General features: G+C 60.9%; 15 protein-coding genes and 1 rRNA gene. 8 read left to right on the plus strand and 8 right to left on the minus strand.

Annotation, left to right across the window (positions count from 1 at the left end):
* Positions 1–2 precede the first annotated feature (2 nt).
* From rrf to PSFL_RS12280, 4 genes are all read left to right on the plus strand, one after another.
* Positions 3–118: ribosomal RNA gene (rrf, locus tag PSFL_RS12265) — 5S ribosomal RNA — on the plus strand.
* A gap of 162 nt (positions 119–280) precedes the next feature.
* A complete protein-coding gene (locus PSFL_RS12270; protein WP_120731584.1) occupies positions 281–940 on the plus strand; it encodes a paraquat-inducible protein A in 660 nt (219 codons plus the stop codon).
* Positions 927–1,550 carry a paraquat-inducible protein A gene (locus PSFL_RS12275; RefSeq protein ID WP_057442078.1) on the plus strand — a complete coding sequence of 208 codons (624 nt, stop codon included), beginning with the start codon at positions 927–929 and terminating at the stop codon, positions 1,548–1,550. Before PSFL_RS12270 ends, PSFL_RS12275 begins: the two co-directional genes overlap by 14 nt.
* The gene (locus PSFL_RS12280; protein ID WP_397470114.1) at positions 1,543–3,846 is read left to right on the plus strand and encodes an intermembrane transport protein PqiB; all 2,304 of its coding nucleotides are present in this window, start codon (positions 1,543–1,545) and stop codon (positions 3,844–3,846) included. The genes PSFL_RS12275 and PSFL_RS12280 overlap by 8 nt, the downstream gene beginning before the upstream one ends.
* An 85-nt stretch (positions 3,847–3,931) precedes the next feature.
* On the opposite strand, the gene mksF is transcribed toward PSFL_RS12280, so the two are convergent.
* The 3 genes from mksF to mksB are packed head-to-tail and all read right to left on the minus strand — an operon-like array spanning position 3,932 to position 8,737.
* Positions 3,932–6,772, minus strand: coding sequence for an Mks condensin complex protein MksF (gene mksF / locus PSFL_RS12285; RefSeq protein WP_057442074.1), 2,841 nt, complete (start codon positions 6,770–6,772; stop codon positions 3,932–3,934).
* Positions 6,769–7,470, minus strand: a complete 702-nt coding sequence (gene mksE / locus PSFL_RS12290) for an Mks condensin complex protein MksE (protein ID WP_057442072.1) — start codon at positions 7,468–7,470, stop codon at positions 6,769–6,771. The genes mksF and mksE overlap by 4 nt, the downstream gene beginning before the upstream one ends.
* Entirely contained in the window at positions 7,460–8,737 is a 1,278-nt protein-coding gene (gene mksB, locus PSFL_RS12295; RefSeq protein WP_057442070.1) for an Mks condensin complex protein MksB, read from the minus strand. Before mksB ends, mksE begins: the two co-directional genes overlap by 11 nt.
* A gap of 229 nt (positions 8,738–8,966) precedes the next feature.
* Here mksB and PSFL_RS12300 point away from each other — a divergent pair, with 229 nt between their 5' ends.
* Together PSFL_RS12300 and rimI are read left to right on the plus strand one after the other, a co-directional pair.
* A complete protein-coding gene (locus PSFL_RS12300) occupies positions 8,967–9,719 on the plus strand; it encodes an energy transducer TonB (RefSeq protein WP_397470125.1) in 753 nt (250 codons plus the stop codon).
* Positions 9,712–10,164, plus strand: a complete 453-nt coding sequence (gene rimI, locus PSFL_RS12305; protein ID WP_057442068.1) for a ribosomal protein S18-alanine N-acetyltransferase — start codon at positions 9,712–9,714, stop codon at positions 10,162–10,164. The genes PSFL_RS12300 and rimI overlap by 8 nt, the downstream gene beginning before the upstream one ends.
* Before the next feature lie 90 nt (positions 10,165–10,254).
* Here rimI and PSFL_RS12310 read toward each other — a convergent pair whose 3' ends face one another.
* The gene (locus tag PSFL_RS12310; protein WP_057442067.1) at positions 10,255–10,659 is read right to left on the minus strand and encodes a hypothetical protein; all 405 of its coding nucleotides are present in this window, start codon (positions 10,657–10,659) and stop codon (positions 10,255–10,257) included.
* Positions 10,660–10,810: 151 nt separating this feature from the next.
* On the opposite strand from PSFL_RS12310, the gene can reads away from it, so the two are divergent.
* Positions 10,811–11,455, plus strand: a complete 645-nt coding sequence (gene can / locus PSFL_RS12315) for a carbonate dehydratase (RefSeq protein ID WP_057442066.1) — start codon at positions 10,811–10,813, stop codon at positions 11,453–11,455.
* On the opposite strand, the gene PSFL_RS12320 is transcribed toward can, so the two are convergent.
* The 4 genes from PSFL_RS12320 to PSFL_RS12335 form a co-directional block, all read right to left on the minus strand.
* A complete protein-coding gene (locus PSFL_RS12320; RefSeq protein WP_120731590.1) occupies positions 11,452–11,976 on the minus strand; it encodes an SET domain-containing protein-lysine N-methyltransferase in 525 nt (174 codons plus the stop codon). The genes can and PSFL_RS12320 overlap by 4 nt on opposite strands.
* Before the next feature lie 168 nt (positions 11,977–12,144).
* On the minus strand, positions 12,145–13,314 hold the full coding sequence (locus PSFL_RS12325; protein WP_057958260.1) for a hypothetical protein: 1,170 nt from the start codon (positions 13,312–13,314) through the stop codon (positions 12,145–12,147).
* Positions 13,315–13,575: 261 nt separating this feature from the next.
* The gene (locus PSFL_RS12330) at positions 13,576–13,785 is read right to left on the minus strand and encodes a hypothetical protein (protein ID WP_169990524.1); all 210 of its coding nucleotides are present in this window, start codon (positions 13,783–13,785) and stop codon (positions 13,576–13,578) included.
* Between the two features lie 200 nt (positions 13,786–13,985).
* Positions 13,986–15,404: a short-chain fatty acid transporter gene (locus PSFL_RS12335; RefSeq protein WP_057442063.1), complete on the minus strand. Its 1,419-nt coding sequence runs from the start codon at positions 15,402–15,404 to the stop codon at positions 13,986–13,988.
* Between the two features lie 199 nt (positions 15,405–15,603).
* Here PSFL_RS12335 and PSFL_RS12340 point away from each other — a divergent pair, with 199 nt between their 5' ends.
* Complete coding sequence (locus tag PSFL_RS12340; RefSeq protein ID WP_057958262.1) at positions 15,604–16,887, plus strand: MFS transporter; 1,284 nt, start codon at positions 15,604–15,606, stop codon at positions 16,885–16,887.
* The last annotated feature ends 15 nt before the right edge of the window (positions 16,888–16,902 follow it).

The raw sequence follows: 16,902 nt of genomic DNA on the forward strand, positions 1-16,902 counted from the left end.
TTCTTGACGACCATAGAGCATTGGAACCACCTGATCCCATCCCGAACTCAGTAGTGAAACGATGCATCGCCGATGGTAGTGTGGGGTTTCCCCATGTGAGAGTAGGTCATCGTCAAGATTAAATTCCGAAACCCCAATTGCGAAAGCAGTTGGGGTTTTGTTTTGGACGGTCGAAAAGGTTCTGGCCTATCGCCATCGCTTGATCCCGACAAATTTGCACAGTTATTTCTGAACCAGAACACTAGAATAGACACCTGATCATTTTGTCTTAGAGTCCTATATGTCCGACCCGGTTGATACCACCAAGGTGTCCGACCTACCGCTGGAGGACCTGGTTGCCTGCCACGAGTGCGACTTGCTGATGCGCAAGCCAGAGCTTGCGCACGGTGAAAAGGCCCTGTGTCCACGCTGTGGTTATGAGATGTACGCCCACCGCTACAATGTCGTAGAGCGCAGCCTTGCCTTGGTGATCGCAGCGCTATTGCTGTACATCCCGGCGAACTTTCTACCCATCATGCAGCTCAATCTACTCGGGCAGTCTTCGCAGGACACGGTCTGGAGCGGTGTAGTTGCCCTGTTCAATACCGGCATGCAAGGCGTGGCGGTGGTGGTGTTTCTGTGCAGCATGGGCATTCCGTTGCTCAAGCTGCTCTGCCAGCTTGCGGTGCTGCTCAGCATCCGCTGGAACATAGGCCGCAGTTATGGCCTGTTGCTATACCGTATTTATCACCATATGCGCGATTGGGGGATGCTGGAGGTCTACCTGATGGGCGTGCTGGTGGCGATTGTAAAACTGGCCGATATGGCTGCCCTTAGCGTGGGCCTGGGACTGGCCTGTTTTATCAGCCTGTTGATGGTCCAGGTACTGCTGGAGGTGGTGATGTCACCCCATCAGATCTGGCAAGCGTTGTCCGGGGAGGACGAACATGCGGGCGATTGATGCTGGCATTCTGATCTGTACCGAATGTCACGAACTGAACAGGCAGGACCCGGACACCGACGAGCAAACCTGCACCCGTTGTGGTGCCCTGGTCCATGCGCGCCGGCCGAACAGCCTGATGCGCACCTGGGCGTTGCTGATTACTGCGGCAATTCTGTACATCCCGGCTAACCTGTTGCCAATCATGACGGTTAACTCACTGGGGCAGGGCGCTCCAAGCACCATCATGTCCGGCGTGATCGAACTGGTTCAGCACGGCATGTTCCCGATTGCCGCCGTGGTGTTTATTGCCAGTATCCTGGTGCCGACCTTCAAGCTGGTAGGCATCGCACTGCTGCTGTTCTCGGTGCAACGTCACCAGCCGCTTTCCGCCAGACAACGCATTATCATGTACCGCTTTATCGAGTTTATCGGTCGCTGGTCCATGCTGGATATCTTCGTGATCGCCATTCTGGTGGCGGTCGTTAACTTTGGGCGACTAGCCAGTATCGAGGCCAATCTCGGTGCCGTGGCGTTCGCCAGTGTGGTGATCTTGACGATGCTTGCCGCAGTAACTTTCGATCCCCGACTGATTTGGGATAACACGGAGTCGGACGACGACCATGACTGATTTGCCAAAGGCTAAAACCCGCCCCGCTTCGAACTGGTCGGCCATTTGGGTACTGCCGTTGATCGCCCTGGTGATCGGTGGCTGGCTCGGGTGGCGCGCCTACACCCAGACGGGCATCGAGATCCAGGTGCGCTTTGAAAGCGGTGAAGGCATCCAGGTCAACAAGACCGAAGTGGTCTACAAAGGCATGACCGTGGGCAAGGTCAAGACCTTGGCATTGGATGACGAGGGCAGCAATCGTGGGGTGATTGCGACTATTGAGATGAACAAGGATGTCGAGCAATACCTCAAGGCCAATACGCGCTTCTGGCTGGTCAAGCCTAGCGTCAGCCTGGCCGGGATTACTGGCCTGGAAACTCTGGTCTCGGGCAATTACATCGCCGCCAGCCCCGGCGACGGTGAGCCCACGCGTAAATTCAAGGCGCTCTCCGAAGAGCCCCCATTATCCGACGCCAAGCCCGGCCTGCACCTGACGGTCAAGGCCGAGCGGCTTGGCTCGCTGGACCGTGGCAGCCCGGTGTTCTACAAACAGATCCAGGTCGGCCAGGTCAAAAGCTACCTGCTGTCGGCTGATCAGAACACCGTCGAGATCAAGGTCTATATCGAGCCGACCTACGCCAGCCTGGTGCGCAAACATACGCGTTTCTGGAATGCCAGCGGCATCAGCATCGACGCCAACCTCTCCGGGGTCAAAGTGCGCAGCGAGTCCCTGGCCAGCATCGTCGCCGGGGGGATTGCCTTCGCTACGCCAGAGAACCGCAAGGACAGCCCGCCCACCGACCCGAGCCTGCCGTTCCGCCTGTACGAAGACTTCGATGCCGCCGCCGCAGGGATCCGCATCAAGGTCAAGCTCAGTGACTTCGAGGGCTTGCAAGCCGGTCGTACGCCGGTGATGTACAAAGGCATCCAGGTCGGCAGCCTCAAGGCCCTGAAGGTTGACTCTGACCTGTCCAGCGCCAGCGCCGACTTGACCCTCGACCCATTGGCCGAAGATTACCTGGTGGAGGGCACCCAGTTCTGGGTGGTCAAGCCATCCATCTCCCTGGCGGGCATCACCGGCCTGGAAGCCTTGGTCAAGGGCAATTACATTGCCATCCGCCCTGGTGACAAAGGCGCAAACCCCCAGCGCGAGTTTGTGGCCCGGGCCAAGGCGCCACCGCTGGACCTGCGCTCCCCTGGCTTGCACCTGGTCCTGCTCACAGAAAGCCTCGGCTCCCTGGAAGTTGGCAGCCCGATCCTCTACAAACAGGTCAAGGTCGGTTCGGTGCAGAGCTACCAGTTTTCGCGCAAGCGCAAGCAACTGGTGATCGGCGTGCATATCGAGAAGGAATATGAAGGCCTGGTCAACGGTTCGACGCGCTTCTGGAACGCCAGTGGCGTGACCCTGACCGGCGGGCTCACCGGCGGCATCCAGGTCAAAAGCGAATCCCTGCAAAGCCTGATGGCCGGGGGGATTGCCTTTGAGACCCCAGAGCCGAACGTACCGCTGAGAAATCGCATTCCGCGTTTCCGCCTGTTTGCCGATCACGAAGCCTCCACCCAGCGTGGCACCCTGATCACGATCAAGGTTGACCGCGCCGATGGCCTGCGCACCGATACGCCGATTCGCTTCAAAGGCCTGGACGTTGGCAAGATTGAAAGCGTTGACCTGAGCCCGGACATGCAGTCGGTGATGCTCACTGCGCGCATCACCGAAGTCCCTGAGCGGATCGCCCGTACCGGCAGCCAGTTCTGGGTGGTCAAGCCCGAGTTGGGCCTGATGAAGACCGCCAACCTGGAAACCCTGGTCACCGGCCAATACATCGAAGTGCTGCCGGCGGTGAAAAGCAGCGGTGCGCAAAAGAACTTCGTGGCCCTGGCCCAACCGCCAGAGAGCAGCGTGCAAGAAGCCGGCTTGAGCCTGGTACTCAGCGCCGCCCGCCGTGGCTCGTTGAAAGTCGGCGTGCCAGTCACCTACCGGGAAGTCACAGTCGGCAAGGTCACCGGCTACGAGTTGGGCAAGACCGCTGACCGTGTGCTGATCCATGTGCTGATCGAGCCCAAATACGCTCCGCTGGTTCGCGGCGGTAGCCGTTTCTGGAACAGCAGCGGCTTTGGCCTGGACTTTGGCCTGTTCAAGGGCGCGACAGTGCGCACCGAGTCCCTGGAAACCCTGGTCCAGGGCGGTATCGCCTTTGCCACGCCGGATGGCGAGCGCATGGGCAACCCGGCGCTGCCCGAGCAGACCTTCCCGTTGTTCGACAAGTTCGAAGACGAGTGGCTGATCTGGGCGCCGAAGATCCCCCTGGGTAAATAGCGCCCCCACCTACACCGCATAACCCGCCCACAAAAAAGGCCGCGATCCATAGGATCGCGGCCTTTTTGTATTTCAACAACGCGGATCAGACCTCATCCAACTCCGGCTCATCCGCCTGCACATTCACCGTCGCCTTCACCGCATCATGCCGGCGAATGTACTTCCAATCCGCCTCATCAATGTAGATCCCGTTCGGCCCGCTGCCGCCTTCCAGGTCGATCGCCACCTGGGCGGAGACCTGCGGCTTCACACTGGCCAGGATCGGCACAAAGCCCAGCTGCAGGCTGGTCTCCAGCAGTGCTGCCTGGTTCTTCTCGTCGATATCCGCCGCTTCGTCGAGGTAGTACGGCAGGCGCACGCGACCGGCCTGGTCGCGGTCCATCAAGTGCAGCAACAAGTACATGTTGGTCAGCGCCTTGATGGTCATGGTGGTGCCGTTGGACGCGGCGCCATCAATGTCGGTATGAATGATCGGCTGGCCATTGACCTTGGTGATCTCGAACGCCAGTTCGAACAGGTCCTTGAGCCCCAACTGGTTATGGTTGGCAGCGACCAGGCGTGCCAGGTATTCCTTGGCCTCTTCGTTCTTGTTGTCCTGCTCGGCACTTTGGCTGAGATCGAACACCGAGAGGGTTTCGCCTTCCTCATACTGACCGGCACTGTGAATGATCTGGTCGATATGCTTGAGCGCTTCCTTGTTCGGCGCCAACACAATACGGAAGCTTTGCAGGTTGGATACCTGGCGCTTGTTGATCTCGCGGTTGAACAGGGCCAACTGGTGCTCAAGGCTGTCGTAGTCGCTGCGGATATTGCGCAGGGTCCGCGCGATATCCGTCACCGCTGCACGGCGTGCCTTGCCCAGGGTCAGGGCTTCGTCGGTACGGTGCGCATACGCATTGATCAACAGGTGCAGGCGACGCTCCATATCGTCTTCACTGTCGAACTTGGCCACGCCCTTGAGGCGCACCTGGGCGTACAGCGCGTCGATCTGCCCGTCAGCGCGCTGCAAGCCCTGCCAGCTGTCCTGATAGTCATTGAGCAGCGGCAGCAGGTTGTCCATGGAATCGTCGATCGGGTCCATGAACGGCGTGCCGAACGGCAAGTCGGCCGGCAGCAGCTGGCGACGGCGCAAGGCGTCATCCAGGGTGCGCTGCTTGGCTTCCATATCACCGATCTGCCGGCCGACCAGTTGCAACTTGGCCGACAATTGCTGGACGCGTTCGGTGAACGCATCACTGGAGCGCTTCAGTTCATCCTGGGCCGCTTCCATCTGCGCCAGGTTTTCCAGTTTCTCGCCTTCCTCGGCACTCAGGGTCTGGGCGCGGCGGAAGTCTTCCAGGGCTTTCTGCGCATCAAGTACCTGCTGGTACAGGGCTTCGGTCTGGGTCTTGCTCGCCGCGCGGTCCGAGGCCACGGCCTGCTGGGTCTTGAGTTGCTTGAGTTCTTTTTCCAGGCGCTCCTTCTGGTCGCGCAACGCCGCGCGGTCCGCCAGGGCCTGCAAGGCCGGTGGCTCGATGTGCGAGATGTCGATGGACAGCCCCGGCACTTCAAAGCGCTCGCCGGTGAAGCCATCGAGGATCAGCTCCAGGGATTTGACCCACTGGCCGTCTTCATCCAGGGTGATGCCATGCTCGCCCAGCGGCAGGCTGAACAACGAACTGTTGAACAGACGCATCAGACGCTCGACGTCCTGCTGTGAGAATTCTTCCCGCAGTTTGGCGTAGCTGTTGTTGTCGGCGTGATCGAGTTGCTGCTTGACCGACTTCAGGCGTTTTTCCAGGTCGCGCAGGCGTTCGTCCAGGTCCTCGGCACTGAACTGTCGCGATTGCGCCAGGGCGCCGGCCAGTTCGTCGTGGGCATCCTTGGCCGCCAGCAGTTGCTGCTCCAGGACCTTGACGTCATCCACCAGGGCAAAGCGATGCTTGAGCACCGACAACTCGCCCAGCCAGCGTTGAATGCCGCTGATTTCCCGCTCCAGGCGCATCAGCTCCTGGGTGCCGCCGCGCTGATCGTTCTGCAGCGCATCCTGCTCGTTGCGGTAGTGTTCGGCCTGGATCGTCAGCTCTTCCTTGCGTGCATTGGCGTAGTCCGACCAGGTGCCCAGCAGTGAGTCGAGCAATGGCGACAGGCGATGCAACTTGCCGCGCAGGATTTCCCGCTGCTTCACGCCGTTGGACAGCGCCTCCACCAGAGGGCCGGCGGCCACCAGGGAGTTGTAGTCCTGCTCCATGCGTCGTACATCGCGGAACGCTTCTTCGCACGCGGCGATGTAATCCACGCTGCCGGAGCGCAGGCTGTGTTCGAAGGCATCGAGGAACAGCTGCTTGAGCTTGGCCGCGGTGATTTCGCGCATGTGCAGCAGGTTGATAAACAGCGCACGGAAGGTCTTCAGGCTCTGCTCGCTGGTGGAGCGCAGCGGAATCAGGGTCAGGTCCAGCGGGATCGAGGTATGGCCGCCGACCAGCAAGCGCCGCAACTCATCGGGCTTGAGCTCGTAAGCCTTCAGGCCCTCGCGCTCAAGGTTGGTGAACAGCTCTTTCTGGCGCAGGCAGGTGTCGTTCTTCTGGTAGTGGGCCAGGTCCAGCTTGCCGGCGTAGGCAAAGAACTGGTGGCCGAAACCACCGCCCGGGCCGCGGCCGACCACGCCAATCACGTGCGGGCCGTGGGGCAGCGAGACTTCGACGAGGATGTAGCTGGTGTCGGTGGCGAAGTAGAAGCGCCGCGACTGTTCCAGGGTGTACTTGCCGAAGCTCATGTCCGACATGCGCGCCAGGATCGGGAACTGCAAGGCGTTGATCGACGCCGACTTACCGAGGTTGTTCGCGCCATACACCGACAGCGGCTCTTCCAGCGGGAACAGGCCCAGGCTGTAGCCGGCGGTATTCAATAGGGCGAAGCGGCGAATGCCGTAGCGTTCCTTGCTCATGCATCGGTCTCCTGTTCTTCGGCAATGGCGCGGGCGAGGGCATCTTCTTCGCTTTCAAATTCGCTCAAGTCCAGCGGATCATCGGTCTGCAGCAGTTTTTCATCGCTGTCTTCGTCGATGATCACCGGCGCTGGCAACGGCAGCACGCTGTGCACGCTGGCTGCCAGGTCGCGGTCGGCCTGGACCGACAGGCACACATCAAGGAAGCGGTGCATCGGCGGCAGGAAGCGATAGACGCCGTTGTCTTCACTGGCAAACCCGAGCTGGGTCATGCGGCGCATGATTTTTTCTTCCAGTTCTTCCTGGGTCTGCACTTCGGCCTGGATAAACAGGTCGCGGTACTTCTCCAGCAAGGAGGGCAGTTCATCGCGGCCCAGGCTGCCGCCGTCGAGCACGGCAATCGGGTCGCGGCCCTGGTCGGCCAGGTGTTCGACAATGATGAAAGTGAACAGCGCCAGGCGTTGCGCAGTCTTGTTCACCTGCGCGCTGGCGATGGCCGAGTCGGGTACGAAGTAGTAGAAACCCCGGGTATCGCACACCAACTCAAAGCCCAGGGCCTTGAACAGCGTGCGGTACTGGTCCTGGAAATTCGACAGTTGCGCGTACAGCTCCGGGTCGCGGCGGCTGACGTGGTAACCCTTGAACAGCTCGCGAAAGATCGGCGCCAGCTGGGACAGTTCGGATAGATCAAGATGCATAAGGTGTGCTCGCAGAATTCTCGGCTACGTCGGTGCTGGCCGGGAGCAGGGCGAATGAGCGCAGGCTGACCTGGTGCTCGTGAGTATGGTAATCCCGGCGTTCCAGGCGCTCGCGCTTGAAACGCTTCTCCCGCGACAAACGCGAGAACCAGTACAGCAACTCGTCGGTGGCCCCGTCTGGTTCCTGTTCCAGCAGCCAGGTCATCAGGTCGGGCATCGGCAGTGCGTCTTCGCAGCGCTCGAGCATCTCCTTGACCGTGCGCGGCGCACGCTGGGCTTCGCCCTTGTGGGATTTGTGGGCCTTGGGGAAGCGCGCCGGCTTGGGTTCGAAATTCGCCAGGGCATACACATAGGCTTCCACTTGGCTGGCGCTGCCGAGGAAGGTGCTCTGTGGCCGGGTAAACATCGGCATCGCCGCTTGCGGCACCGCGTCCAGGCCCTTGCGCCGGATCGCCGACAGGGCCAGCGCTGCGCCACGGGTCACGGCGTTGTGCCGGCGCGCTTCTTCACGCAGCGGCAGCAGCAGTTCCCGGGCATGGCGCAAGGTCAACTGGGCGCTGGTCTGCATTTCGAGGATGCGCGCGTGGGTGCGCAGCAACATGTCGTCGTCCACCAGGTGGCCCAGGCGTTGCTGCTCGGTGAGCATGCGCAACAGCACGTTCTCTACCTTGCGCACGCCTTGCTCGAAGGCACCGTCGGCGTTCACCAGCTGGATCATCGGCTCGACGTACTCGTCCCAGGTCGCCAGGACCTCGGCATAACGCTGGCGCAACGGGATCTGCCGGTCGCTGGTCTTGGCCCGGTCGGCCACGGCAGCGAGGGCCTGTTCGTCATTGGCGAGTTTTTTCAGCACGTCGCGCACGCGCATGTCCAGCAGCCGCAGTTGGCGGGCCAGGTCGTGGCCGTCGCGGATGTCGAAGGCGTCCTGGATATAACCGGCCAGGCGCTCGAGGTGGCGCAGGTAGGCTTCGATTTCCAGGCACAGGCCTAGCCGGTGCTCCTTGCGAAGATAGGCCAGGAAGTCATGGATCTGCGCGTTGAGCTCGAAACGGTTCGGGCTCTTGGCGACAGGCACCAGGATATCCAGACGAATCCACACGTCCAGCAGGTTGGTGATGTCCTGTGGCGTGCTGTCCAGTTGTTGGGCGGCCAGTTGCGCGCGCAACTCGCCAAGGCTCAGGGTGCCTTGGTCGAAGTGTTCGCACAGTGGCTCAAGCAGGGCCCAGTGTTCGGCGAGGGCGCGCAAGACGCGCTTGGGTTCGATCATCGGAATGGCCGGCTGGTTGGCGAATTAAAAGCAGCGATTGTACTGCATCAGGCGCGGGATTTATCCACAGCCGGTCAGGGCGCGTTCGCGATGGGCGGTCAGCAATGCAGAGAAAGTCATCAACGGTGGGCGATCATCGTCGAAGGGCGGTAGAATCTGCGCTCTTTAGTTATCCACAAGTGGCCGAGCCTTGCTTATCGAGTCCCGACGTCGCGCTTACTTGACTGCCATGCAGGTGGTCAACTGGCTGCCGCGCACCGAATTGCCCTTTGCCGCGCCGTCGCGGCCCGAACTGCTGCAGGCGCTGGAAGCCTTCGAGCCGTTCGACGCCTCGGGTGAGGAAGCGGCGGCGCCGGTTGCGCTGGTCAAACCCGTGGCCGAGGTGCCTGTGCGGCCGTCGGAGCGGGTCAAGATCGAAGTACCACGCCCGTCGACCGCGCCCAAGCCCGCTGCCGTGGCCGACGATGCCCCGGCCCCGGTGGCCAAGGCCCCGGTCGTACCGCCACCGCGTTTTACCCTGCAGTTGCTGCGGGCCGGGCGTTGCCTGTTGCTGGTCGAGTTGCCGACCGGCGAGCGCTTCCAGACGCGTGACCCGGCCTACCTGCTGCTCAAGGACATGCTGCGCGCCGCCGGTCTGCCCGACAGCCCGCAGATCGTCGGCGAGCCCGTGCGCTGGCCGCTGCTGGTGCGCGGCAATATGGACCAGGGCCCGGACGCCGCGCGTGATTTTGTGCAAGGTTTTGTCTCGGCCCGACTGGAAGACGAACCCTGCGTGTGCCTGTGGCTGATCGGCCTGCCGGCCGTGCGGTTTGCCGGCGAAGCCGACGCCGAGGCCTGGTACCGCGAACTGCAGGTCGAAGGCCTGGGCTCGGTCTGGGCCTTGCCGGGCCTGGAATTATTAATGGAAGAGCCACAGCGTAAGGCTGATGTCTGGCAAGCCATGCGCCGGCTGATGGCGCGCTGGAAAACAACCGATGAGTGAGGCTTTATCCTTCCGCCCGATGACCGAGGCTGACCTCGACGCCGTGCTGAAAATCGAATACGCGGCGTTCAGCCACCCCTGGACCCGGGGCATCTTTCTCGATGGGCTGGGCAAGTACCAGATCTGGTTGATGTTCGAAGGCGAGCAACAAGTGGGCCACGGCGTGGTGCAGATCATCCTCGATGAAGCGCATTTGCTGAACATCACCGTCAAGCCGGAAAACCAAGGGCGTGGCCTGGGCCTGGCCTTGCTGGAGCATCTGATGTCGCGGGCGTATGCCGCCCATGCACGGGAGTGCTTCCTGGAAGTGCGCGACAGCAATACCGGGGCTTTCCGCCTGTATGAGCGCTACGGGTTCAATGAAATTGGCCGTCGTCGCGACTACTACCCGGCCGTCGGTGGCCGCGAAGACGCAGTTGTCATGGCCTGCACCCTGGTCGATTAACATACACGATCCCGGGTGGGAGCAGTCTTGTGTGGGAGCAGGCTTGCCAGCTCTCACACCGCCATGCTTCACCATAAGTCTGGCGCTGTATCAGCGGTTACCGTCGACCGGATCAATGTCCGCCAGCTCTGCCTCATCCAACCCATTACCGCCGCCAATCTCATCTTCATCGACGATGCTCAGATCCCAATCGGCCGGTTCGTCCTCACCTTCTTCCAGGGCATCGCGCGCGCCGTCTTCCTGAATCAGCGTTTCGGGGCTCATATCATCATCCGTGGATTCATGATCCGCCGTCGAAGCCCCAGTCATCCCAGCCTCGCGTACCCGTTCGTCGGGCATCAGCTGCTCGCGTTCGGCACGGGGGATCTCATCGCCGATTTCCGCCGTCGGCGTCTCCTCGTCAAAATCCAGCTCCCGCATCGAGCCCATGCGATCTTCGTTGTCATCAATCGGTTCGGGCTGCGTAGCGCCGTACGGACGTCGTGATTCAGTCATGGTCAATCCTCATACTGTGGGGCTTATAGTGTGTGGACAGGCAGGGCGCCCCAAGATTCAAGTCATTACCGACCGGCTATCTTTATAGACGGCGTGACCCGGACGGGCGGTCGTCTGTCAAAGCTGCGCATCATTCCTGAGGCTTTCCCTGATGAACGAACTACAAGACCTGCTTGATAACAACGAACGCTGGGCGGATGCGATCAAACAGGAAGATCCCGAATTCTTCGCCAAGCTCGCCCGCCAGCAGACCCCGGAATACCTGTGGATCGGCTGTTCGGACGCCCGGGTGCCGGCCAACGAGATCGTCGGCATGTTGCCCGGCGACCTGTTTGTGCACCGTAACGTGGCCAATGTGGTGCTGCACACCGACCTCAACTGCCTGTCGGTGATCCAGTACGCTGTGGATGTGCTCAAGGTCAAACATATCCTGGTCACTGGCCACTATGGCTGCGGTGGCGTGCGCGCCTCGATGCAGGACCGCCAGTTCGGCCTGATCGACGGTTGGTTGCGGTCGATCCGCGACCTTTACTACGAGAACCGCGAAGTACTGGCCCAGTTGCCTACCGAAGAAGAACGTGTCGATCGCCTGTGTGAACTCAATGTCATCCAGCAAGTCGCCAATGTCGGTCACACCAGCATCGTGCAGAACGCCTGGCATCGCGGGCAGAGCCTATCGATCCACGGGTGCATCTACGGGATCAAGGACGGCCGCTGGAAAAGCCTCAACGCCACCATCACCGGCTTCGAGCAACTGCCGCCGCAGTACCGCCTGCGTCCGGTGGAGGCCCTTTAAGAGCGTTTGCGCTGGCGCCACTGTTCCATAAACAGCTGGCCTTCCTGGTTCAGCGGCTCTTTCATGCCGGTGATCCAGCCCCGGCAGTTCCCCGCGCCGCAACGGCACGGGAACTGCCGGTACAGCACATCCTCGGTGGTGGCGTAATCCATGGTCAGCAGCGTGCCAGGGCGGATGGCCTGGATCGACCATAGCTCCAGCTCGCTGATGTCGAGGAACACATTCGGATCGCACGAATGCAGGAGCAGGCCGCTGAACCACGGGTCGTACAAGTGGATGCGTGAAGACACCTGCAGCGTGTGCAAACGCCGTTCACCCAGGGCGTGCCCGGAAATTTTGGCGATTCGCACACGGCTGTCGAAGGCCACCTTGGCCTTGATCCCGGTTCCGCGCCCATTGCGGGTGTGTACCACCTCAAAGTTTTGACGCGAGGGGTAACCTTTTTTCGCCAACAGTGTTGCGAAGGGGTACAGACAGTCACTGGCCGCAGCAGGCGCCTCTTCCATGATCTGGGTTTTCATAGCATTCCTTGTCGGGCTGCATCGACCTCCTGGTGTTGCTATGACTGCCAGTCTTGCAGCAAATGGGCACCGCTCAAGGTTTGCGCAAAAAAAAGCCGATATCTACTGGCAAATCTGACAGTAGGTATCGGCTTTTTTGCGTAAGACACTGGCGATAAGGGCAGGAGCCTACAGCGCCGGCGCCGCGACAGACGCTTCTGGCAGAGGGCTTTTCAGGCGCTTGAGCTGGGGCTTGATCGAGGCGCTGGTGCATTTTTCCTTGGCCTGCTCGGCGGACAATTCGCGCACCGAGGTGTAGAACAATTCGCAGGTCTGCTCCTTGCGCGTCACCTGCCAGGTGTTCATGCAGCCCTTGAGCAACACATTGGGGTCGCTGGCAGGTTTTTGCCCCATCCCGGCTTGCCAGCAGGCCGCGCTCAAGTCCTGGCCCATGACTTTCAAGCCGGCCTCGTCGGCTTTCTGTTCGTCGCCGTCGTAGCTGTCCGGGTTGGCGGCGTACCAGATGTAACTGGGGTGATTGGCCCCCAGCACTGCAACTTTACTGTCTTCGACCGGGCTGATTTGCGTCAGGCCCAGTACCCCGAGGGTTTGCCCGTAGTGTTGCTGGATCCAACTGCGCACGGGCGCACCGAAGGCGACCATCGGCAACGGGCCAGTGGGGTGCAGGCTCAGTTCCCGGACAACCCGGGTCTGATACTCGCTGAAGTAGCTGTAGACGCCCTCCAGATCCTTGCCCGCCGTGGAGGGGGCGGCAATGGGCGCGATATCAATGATGGTCTGGTATTCCGGGGTCTGGGTCGCCGGTATACCGTTGGCGCTCAGTAGCGTGGCCCAACGGTCGGTGGTGGCTGATTCCAGATAGTCCTGGTAGTGGGTCAGGGAGTAATCCGGCGGAAAGTGCATCAACTCGATGCTCTTGCGGTTTTCCAGGGCCATGCCCAGCGGCAGGAACAGGTACCAGCTAAATTGCCACTTGCCATCGCGGTTGAGCCGGCTGGCGCCCTCGTAAGCCAGGTCGGCGGTGTTCAGCAACGCGGTCAAGGGCTGCCCATAGCCATCGGGCACCCCGGTAAAGCGCGCGCGGACCTGACCCTGCTCGGTCTTCACGCTGACCCTGGCCCGGCTGTAGCCATCGCGCTGCAGGCTCTGGGTCAGATAGTGTTCGACGGTCTGTTCCAGGGTCAGCGGCCGAAAGCAGATCACGCTGCAATTGTTGGGGTAGGCGAACAATTGCGTGACCCGTTGTGCCGTGCCCAGATCAAGTTCGACGTCGGCTTGTACGACCGTGCTCACAGCAAGTGCGACAAAGGTGAAGGACAGCCTGGTCAGTTTAAACATGCATGTTTCCTTGTCAGCTAATGCCCGTCTGCGCGGGATGAATGCCCACCTTCACACAGTAGCGGCTGACCGGGAAAATGCCTCGGAAAATGCGGTTTTTTTGCAGGGCCTGGCCGCCTCGCTATATCGTGAAGTGCAGCGCGTTGCTGTGGTTGTCCATGAATTTGCAACTAGGCTTGAGGTCGTCGCGTTACTTGTAAGTATTCAATGCAGGCTGTGACGCTCCAGGGCTTGAGGGGGACCACAGCCTCTATAAAGGAATCAGCCTTTAAACGCTGCAACAGGCTTGAAAAGGTTTTTGTTAGGGTTTGACTCTGCAAATACTATTCTTCCCGCCGGCTGGCCGAACGCCGGTTTGAATTGTCTGAATTTTTTCAACGCGGGATTTTGCTGTGGGTTGACATCTTGGGTATTGCCAGTCTCAGCGCTGTTTTGAGGTGTGGGCGTAGTAGCGGTAGGTGCGATATTCATCGGTATGACTCCAGTTGTAACTCTAAATAATTAGTTGTGGTCTCTTAGTTAAGTTGAAGAGTGTCTGGTGCTACTAAAAGACACTGTTAGGTGGCCCGTCATTAACGCGTGGTTCCCTTCCTGAAATATTCAGAGCGAACAACGGCGCTCAATGTCGACCTGGATGCACCCGTCACAACGACGGGTGCGGCGTCCAATGATTAAGGCATTACCGGCGGCATGTACTTCAACGTCGTCCCCAGCGCCCACAGCAGGAACAACACCAGCGGCGTGTGCACCAGCAGCTGCACAAACGAGAAGCCGATCAAGTCCCGCGCCTTCAGCCCCAGTACCCCCAGCAATGGCAGCATATAGAACGGGTTGATCAGGTTCGGCAGGGCCTCGGCGGCGTTGTAGATCTGCACGGCCCAGCCCAGGTGGTATTGCAGGTCGTTGGCCACCTGCATCACATAGGGCGCCTCGATGATCCACTTGCCACCGCCCGACGGAATAAAGAACCCCAGTACCGCCGAGTACACGCCCATCAGCAGCGCGTAGGTGTCGTGGGAGGCGATGGAAGTGAAGAGGATCGAGATATGGTGGGCCAGGGTCTGGCCGTCGCCGCCCTTGACCACGGTAATCAACGCCGCGATGGAGCCGTACAGTGGGAACTGGATCAACACCCCGGTGGTGGTGGGCACCGCGCGCGCCACTGCGTCGAGGAAACTGCGCGGGCGCCAGTGCAGCAGGGCGCCGACCATCAGGAACAGGAAGTTATAGGTGTTGAGCCCCGAGATCGCGCTGATCGCAGGCTTGGTCGAAAACTCGTGGAACAGCCAGCCGGCGGCCAGCAGTGCCAGGAGGATGGTCAGCAGCGGGCTGTGTTCCAGCCATTCCCCCGGGCGGGTTGGCGGTTGTAGCTTGGGCAGGTTAAACGCCGGGTCCACGCCACAGGCCTTGGCATCACGGGCCGAGTTGGGCCCCGGTGCGGTGACGTAGGCGATGATCAGCGACACCACGATCAGTGCCAGCAACAGCACCCCCGATTGCCACAAAAAGATCGTGTCGGTGAAGGGGATGGTCCCGGTGATCGCCAGGATCGACGGCGGCAAGCTGGCCGGGTTGGCCTGCAATTGCGCGGCCGATGACGACAATCCCAGCGCCCACACGGCGCCCAGGCCCAGGTAAGCCGCCGCGCCAGCGGCGCGATAGTCCATGCGCAAATCCGTGCGCCGGGCCAGGGCCCGCACCAGCAACCCGCCGAACACGAGGGACAGGCCCCAGTTGAGCAGCGACGCGACCATCGAGATCAGCGCCACCCACGCCACGGCCGAGCGGCCGTTTTTCGGGATACGTGCCAGGCGATCAATCAGCTTTACGGCGGGCGGCGAACTGGCCACCACATAGCCGCCAATCACCACAAAGGCCATCTGCATGGTGAACGGGATCAGGCTCCAGAAACCATCGCCAAAGGCCTTGGCAGCGTCGGTGGGTGCAGCGCCCATGCCCAGAACCGCCACGGTGACAATGATCACCGCCAGGGCGGCAAACACCCAGGAGTCGGGAAACCAGCGTTCGGCAAAATTGGAGCAGCGCAGGGCAAAGCGGGCATAACGGCTATCTTCGATAGGGTCGGCCATGTGGGAGTACCTCTTGTAGTTATTATGCAAGCGAAGGGGTGTTGGCAAGGTATCGCTGCATCTTGGCCCACGGCTATTTATTTGGGAATGTTGTTATTTTCATGGATCAATGAGTAAAACGAATATATTGGCGGCGATTGCCAGGATCCGGTTCAGCTCATAACCTGCACGCCATTTTGTTTGTCTGCCGAGCCTCTTCATGACTGCCACCGCTTATCCACAGGCGCAGCGTTTTTCCCGCTCCGACTACAAAACCCTGGGGCTGGCTGCCCTGGGCGGTGCCCTGGAAATCTACGACTTCATCATTTTCGTATTTTTCGCCCTGACCCTGAGCCAACTGTTCTTCCCCCCGGAAATGCCCGAATGGCTGCGCCTGTTGCAGAGCTTCGGGATTTTTGTCACCGGCTATCTGGCGCGGCCACTGGGCGGGATCCTGATGGCGCACTTTGCCGATCACCTGGGGCGCAAGCGCGTGTTCAGCCTGAGTATCCTGATGATGGCCTTGCCGTGCCTGCTGATCGGGATCATGCCGACCTACGCGCAAATCGGCTATTTCGCCCCCCTGATTTTGCTGGCGCTGCGCGTCCTGCAGGGCGCGGCAGTGGGCGGTGAAGTGCCCAGCGCCTGGGTGTTTGTCGCCGAGCACGCGCCCGCCGGCCATCGCGGTTATGCCTTGGGGTTCCTGCAGGCCGGGCTGACCTTCGGTTACCTGCTGGGGGCCTTGACCGCGACATTGCTGGCGCAGATGTTCACCCCTGAACAGATCCTCGATTACGCCTGGCGCTTTCCGTTCCTGCTGGGCGGTGTGTTTGGCGTGATCGGCGTGTGGCTGCGGCGTTGGCTGAGTGAAACCCCGGTGTTCCTGGCCATGCAGGCGCGCCGCCAGGCCGACGCCGAACTACCGCTGCGCACGGTGTTGCGTGACCACCGCCAGGCATTGCTGCCGGCCATGTTGCTGACCTGTGTGCTCACCTCAGCGGTGGTGGTGCTGGTGGTGATCACGCCGACCATGATGCAGAAAACCTTTGGCATGAGCCCCAGCCACACCTTCGCCCTGAGTGCATTGGGCATCGTTTTCCTGAACATCGGTTGTGTGCTGGCCGGCCTGTTGGTGGACCGCATCGGCGCCTGGCGCGCGGTGCTGGTCTATAGCCTGCTGTTGCCGGTGGGCATTGCCGTGCTCTATGCCAGCCTGATTGCCGGCGGCGTGTGGCTGGGCGCGGCCTATGCCATCGCGGGGTTGAGTTGCGGGGTGGTGGGTGCGGTGCCCTCGGTGATGGTCAGCCTGTTTCCTGCACCGGTGCGCGTATCGGGGATTTCCTTTACCTACAACATTGCCTACGCGCTGTGGGCGAGTACCACGCCGTTGATGTTGATCGCCTTGATGCCCACCAGCCCGTGGATCTGCGTTTTCTACTGTGTGGTGATGGGCGCGGTGGGCGTGGCCAGCGCATTGCGGTTTAGCCGGCGCCCGGTTTTTTAAAGCCGCCGCATTCCC

This window comes from Pseudomonas sp. DD1 (assembly GCF_044510355.1).
Classification (GTDB): domain Bacteria; phylum Pseudomonadota; class Gammaproteobacteria; order Pseudomonadales; family Pseudomonadaceae; genus Aquipseudomonas; species Aquipseudomonas shahriarae.

What these genes read in the sequence shown, in the direction of transcription:
- rimI (WP_057442068.1), top strand. Translation starts at nt 9,712, where the DNA reads ATGAGTGAGGCTTTATCCTTCCGCCCGATGACCGAGGCTGACCTCGAC.
- PSFL_RS12340 (WP_057958262.1), top strand. Translation starts at nt 15,604, where the DNA reads ATGACTGCCACCGCTTATCCACAGGCGCAGCGTTTTTCCCGCTCCGAC.
- mksB (WP_057442070.1), bottom strand. Translation starts at nt 8,737, where the DNA reads ATGATCGAACCCAAGCGCGTCTTGCGCGCCCTCGCCGAACACTGGGCC.
- mksF (WP_057442074.1), bottom strand. Translation starts at nt 6,772, where the DNA reads ATGAGCAAGGAACGCTACGGCATTCGCCGCTTCGCCCTATTGAATACC.
- PSFL_RS12320 (WP_120731590.1), bottom strand. Translation starts at nt 11,976, where the DNA reads ATGAAAACCCAGATCATGGAAGAGGCGCCTGCTGCGGCCAGTGACTGT.
- PSFL_RS12330 (WP_169990524.1), bottom strand. Translation starts at nt 13,785, where the DNA reads ATGAATATCGCACCTACCGCTACTACGCCCACACCTCAAAACAGCGCT.
- PSFL_RS12310 (WP_057442067.1), bottom strand. Translation starts at nt 10,659, where the DNA reads ATGACTGAATCACGACGTCCGTACGGCGCTACGCAGCCCGAACCGATT.
- PSFL_RS12270 (WP_120731584.1), top strand. Translation starts at nt 281, where the DNA reads ATGTCCGACCCGGTTGATACCACCAAGGTGTCCGACCTACCGCTGGAG.
- PSFL_RS12335 (WP_057442063.1), bottom strand. Translation starts at nt 15,404, where the DNA reads ATGGCCGACCCTATCGAAGATAGCCGTTATGCCCGCTTTGCCCTGCGC.
- PSFL_RS12275 (WP_057442078.1), top strand. Translation starts at nt 927, where the DNA reads ATGCGGGCGATTGATGCTGGCATTCTGATCTGTACCGAATGTCACGAA.
- can (WP_057442066.1), top strand. Translation starts at nt 10,811, where the DNA reads ATGAACGAACTACAAGACCTGCTTGATAACAACGAACGCTGGGCGGAT.
- PSFL_RS12325 (WP_057958260.1), bottom strand. Translation starts at nt 13,314, where the DNA reads ATGTTTAAACTGACCAGGCTGTCCTTCACCTTTGTCGCACTTGCTGTG.
- PSFL_RS12300 (WP_397470125.1), top strand. Translation starts at nt 8,967, where the DNA reads ATGCAGGTGGTCAACTGGCTGCCGCGCACCGAATTGCCCTTTGCCGCG.
- PSFL_RS12280 (WP_397470114.1), top strand. Translation starts at nt 1,543, where the DNA reads ATGACTGATTTGCCAAAGGCTAAAACCCGCCCCGCTTCGAACTGGTCG.
- mksE (WP_057442072.1), bottom strand. Translation starts at nt 7,470, where the DNA reads ATGCATCTTGATCTATCCGAACTGTCCCAGCTGGCGCCGATCTTTCGC.